The organism is Pseudomonas sp. P5_B2 (genome assembly GCF_056400445.1).
Genome location: NZ_JBFULH010000388.1, coordinates 1 through 3,886, shown reverse-complemented (window position 1 = coordinate 3,886; position 3,886 = coordinate 1). Strand labels below are relative to the sequence as shown.

Sequence of the window (3,886 nt, the reverse complement as noted above, 5' to 3'; positions counted from 1 at the left end):
AATAAAGAAGCGATCTCTGTACTCAATGACCTGATTGAAACCAGCAAAGACGGTCAGGAAGGGTTCAAGACTTGCGCTGAAGACATTAAACACCCTGAACTCAAGACGCTGTTCGTTCAGCGCTCTGCAGACTGCGCCACTGCAGCTTCCGAACTGCAAGCCGCTGTGCGGTCGATGGGCGGTGATCCGGAAACTTCCACCAGTGTCAGCGGTGACTTGCATCGTCGTTGGGTAGACGTTAAATCGATGTTCACCGGCAAGGACGAAGAGGCTGTGCTGAACGAAGCCGAACGCGGTGAAGACCATGCGCTGAAGGCTTACAAAGAAGCCATGGAGAAAATCAACGAACACAACCTGGTGGGCATTCGCGATCTGGTTGAACGCCAGTACCACGGCGTGCAACGCAATCATGACCAGGTGAAAGCCCTGCGTAACCAGGCTCGCGCACGCTCGTAAGCGTTCGTGGCCTGCAAGAAACGCCAGCTAGTCTGGCGTTTTTTGCCCAGGATTTGTGTCGATCCCTTAACCCCTGTGGGAGGGGCTTGCCTGTGGTGAAGGCGCTTGCCTGTGGCAAGCCCTCTTACCATAGGCAAGCCCTCTCACCACAGTAAGCCCCCTAACCACAGGTGCCCCACCGTCAGCCGATGCTGATTGCCGGCAATTTTGGCAACGTCACGGTCTGCTGCTTGCGTGGTGCCAGGATTTCGGCTTCGCCGTCCACCACCAACTCATCACGCTGGTTGAACACCCGCGTGGCAATTCGCACACGAAACTTCGGCATTTTCTCGAGGATTTCCAGACGTACGGTCAAGGTGTCGCCAATCTTCACCGGCTTCTGGAAGCTCATCTGCTGGCCAATATAAATAGTCCCCGGCCCAGGCAGCTCGCAAGCAACAGCGGCACTGATCAGTGCGCCACTGAACATGCCGTGAGCAATGCGCTCCTTGAACATGGTGCCTGCCGCGAATTCGGCGTCCAGGTGTACCGGGTTGTGGTCGCCGGACATGGCGGCGAACAGTTGAATGTCGCGCTCTTCGACAGTCTTGCTATAGCTGGCGGTCTGGCCGACTTCGAGGGCATCGTAAGGGGTGTTGGTAACCTGGGTCATCTGTCTCGGTTCCTGTGACGAATAAAATAATCCACAAAAAAACTATTCCGACCGGGGTGGCCGGCGGTGGCTGAGCGCCTCGGCGATCCAGTGCAACACGTCGTTGACCACTTCATCGCGGTTGCTCTCATTGAACAATTCGTGACGCGCCTGCGGGTAAATCGTCAGGTGCAGGTTCTGGCTGCCAGCCGCGCGCAAGGCGTTGGCCAGATCTTTCAGACGTTTACCTTCGCTCACCGGATCACATTCGCCGCCAATCACCAGCAGTGGCAGGCCCGGATCGATCTGGGCGAGATTGGACGCTTTGCTGATTTGCTGCAACCCACCCAGCAAATCGATCCACATCTGGTTGGTGCAACGAAAGCCGCAGAGTGGGTCGTTGGCGTACAAATCCACCTCCACCGGGTCGCGGCTGAGCCAGTCGAACCGGGTGCGTGCCGGTTTGAACTGTTTGTTGAACGAACCGAAGGACAGCCATTCAATCAGCGCACTACGACCCTTGGGCCCTTGGCGCAACTTTTCCAGACGGGCGATCTGCCGCGCCGCGCGGTAGAGCGCCACGGGCTGGAAATTGGAGCCGCTGAGCACCGCGCCGTGCAGGCTGGCGCTGTGATGCAGCAAATAAGCCTGGGCGATGTAACTGCCCATGCTGTGACCGAGCAACACGATGGGTACGMCAGGATGCTGTTGGCCAATGTGTTGGTTGAGACAAGCCAGATCGCCAACGACTTTGCACCAGCCATCATCATCGGCGAAATGGCCCAGTGTCCCGTTTTCGGCAGTTTTGCCATGTCCACGCAAATCCGGTGCGTACACGCCGTAACCCTGCTCGCAGAATTTTTCCGCCAGCCGGGCGTAGCGAGCGCTGTGCTCGGCCATGCCATGGGCCAGCAGAATCACGGCTTTCAAAGGCGGGGCGGGCAGCCACTGGTTGACGAAAAGGCGGCTGTGGTCCATCGCGGTCAGCCAGAACGTGGTGTGGATCATGGCGATTCCTTTGCATGGGCTGCATGTGGCATGGGCGTGGTTGCATTGTATAGCGCATCCCGTGCGCGCCGTCTGATCAGGCCACGCCACGGCAGGAAGATTCACACGGTCAATGACGGCGTTGGCTGTATTTGCCTGAATCGCCATAACTGCTAGTGTCCGTGCAGCCCGCTTTTTCAGAAGTGACAGAAAAGCGGCCCGGATAGGCTCAGGTAAAGAGGACAAGAATAATGCAACCTGAATTCTGGAATGACAAACGCCCGGCCGGCGTGCCCCTGAACATAGACGTCGGGGCCTATAAGTCGGTGATTGAGGTGTTCGAGCGTTCCTGCAAGAAATTTGCTGACCGCCCGGCATTCAGCAACATGGGCGTGACCCTGACCTACGCCGACCTGGAACGCCAGAGCCTGGCATTCGCCGCTTACCTGCAAGCCCACACTGACCTGGTGCCGGGGGATCGCATCGCGGTGCAGATGCCCAACGTCCTGCATTATCCGATTGCCGTCTTCGGTGCCTTGCGCGCCGGGCTGATTGTGGTCAACACCAACCCGTTGTACACCGCGCGGGAGATGCGTCATCAGTTCAAGGATTCCGGCGCCCGGGCGCTGGTGTACCTGAACATGTTCGGGCAGAAAGTCCAGGAAGTGCTGCCCGACACCGACATCCAGTACCTGATCGAAGCGAAAATGGGCGACCTGATGCCGACCGCCAAGGGCTGGCTGGTCAATACCATGGTCAGCAAGGTCAAGAAGATGGTCCCGGCGTATTCGTTGCCGCAGGCCATTTCGTTCAAGAGCGCGCTGGGCATGGGGCGCGGCTTGGGAATCAAACCACTGAAAGTCGGTCTTCACGACATCGCCGTGCTGCAATACACCGGCGGCACCACCGGTCTGGCCAAGGGCGCCATGCTGACTCACGGAAACCTGGTGGCGAATATGCAACAGGCGCGGGCGTGTCTCGGGCAGTTGGGCGCTGACGGTCAGTCACTGGTGCGTGAAGGGCAGGAGGTGATGATCGCGCCGCTGCCGCTTTACCACATCTATGCCTTCACAGCGAACTGCATGTGCATGATGGTGACCGGCAACCACAACGTGCTGATCACCAATCCGCGAGACATTGGTGGCTTCATCAAGGAGCTGAAGAACTGGCGTTTTTCGGCGTTGCTGGGGCTCAACACGCTGTTCGTCGCATTGATGGATCACCCCGACTTCAAGACCCTGGACTTCTCCAGTCTCAAGCTCACCAACTCCGGCGGCACTGCGCTGGTCAAAGCCACCGCCGAGCGCTGGGAGCAGATGACCGGTTGCCGAATCACCGAAGGTTACGGCCTGACTGAAACGTCGCCGGTGGCCTGCACCAACCCTTATGGCGAGTTGTCGCGGATCGGCACGGTCGGCCTGCCGGTGCCGGGCACCACGCTGAAAGTGATCAACGATGAAGGTGTCGAGCAACCGTTGGGCGAGCGCGGCGAACTGTGCATTAAAGGCCCGCAGATCATGAAGGGCTACTGGAACAAGCCCGAAGCCACCGCTGAGGTGCTGGATGCCGAGGGCTGGTTCAAGTCCGGCGACATCGCGGTGATAGACCCGGACGGTTTTGTGCGCATCGTCGATCGCAAGAAAGACATGATCATCGTCTCGGGCTTCAACGTGTACCCGAACGAGATCGAAGACGTGGTCATGGCTCACCCGAACGTCGCCAACTGCGCAGTCATCGGTGTGCCGGACGAGCGTTCGGGCGAGGCGGTGAAGTTGTTTGTGGTGGCCCGTGAAGCCGGGGTCAGCCTTGAAG

4 protein-coding genes are annotated in these 3,886 nt (G+C 58.7%); 2 read left to right on the top strand and 2 right to left on the bottom strand.

Annotation, left to right across the window (positions count from 1 at the left end):
- A partial coding sequence (locus AC1DRJ_RS21020) for a ferritin-like domain-containing protein (protein WP_477803836.1) occupies positions 1–456 on the top strand: 456 nt, incomplete at its 5' end.
- Between the two features lie 181 nt (positions 457–637).
- Here AC1DRJ_RS21020 and AC1DRJ_RS21015 read toward each other — a convergent pair.
- Both AC1DRJ_RS21015 and AC1DRJ_RS21010 read right to left on the bottom strand, forming a co-directional pair.
- Positions 638–1,108: a MaoC family dehydratase gene (locus AC1DRJ_RS21015; protein WP_477803835.1), complete on the bottom strand. Its 471-nt coding sequence runs from the start codon at positions 1,106–1,108 to the stop codon at positions 638–640.
- A gap of 42 nt (positions 1,109–1,150) precedes the next feature.
- A complete protein-coding gene (locus AC1DRJ_RS21010; RefSeq protein ID WP_477803834.1) occupies positions 1,151–2,095 on the bottom strand; it encodes a lysophospholipase in 945 nt (314 codons plus the stop codon).
- Between the two features lie 230 nt (positions 2,096–2,325).
- On the opposite strand from AC1DRJ_RS21010, the gene AC1DRJ_RS21005 reads away from it, so the two are divergent.
- On the top strand, positions 2,326–3,886 hold a 1,561-nt coding region (locus AC1DRJ_RS21005; RefSeq protein ID WP_477803833.1), incomplete at its 3' end, for a long-chain-fatty-acid--CoA ligase.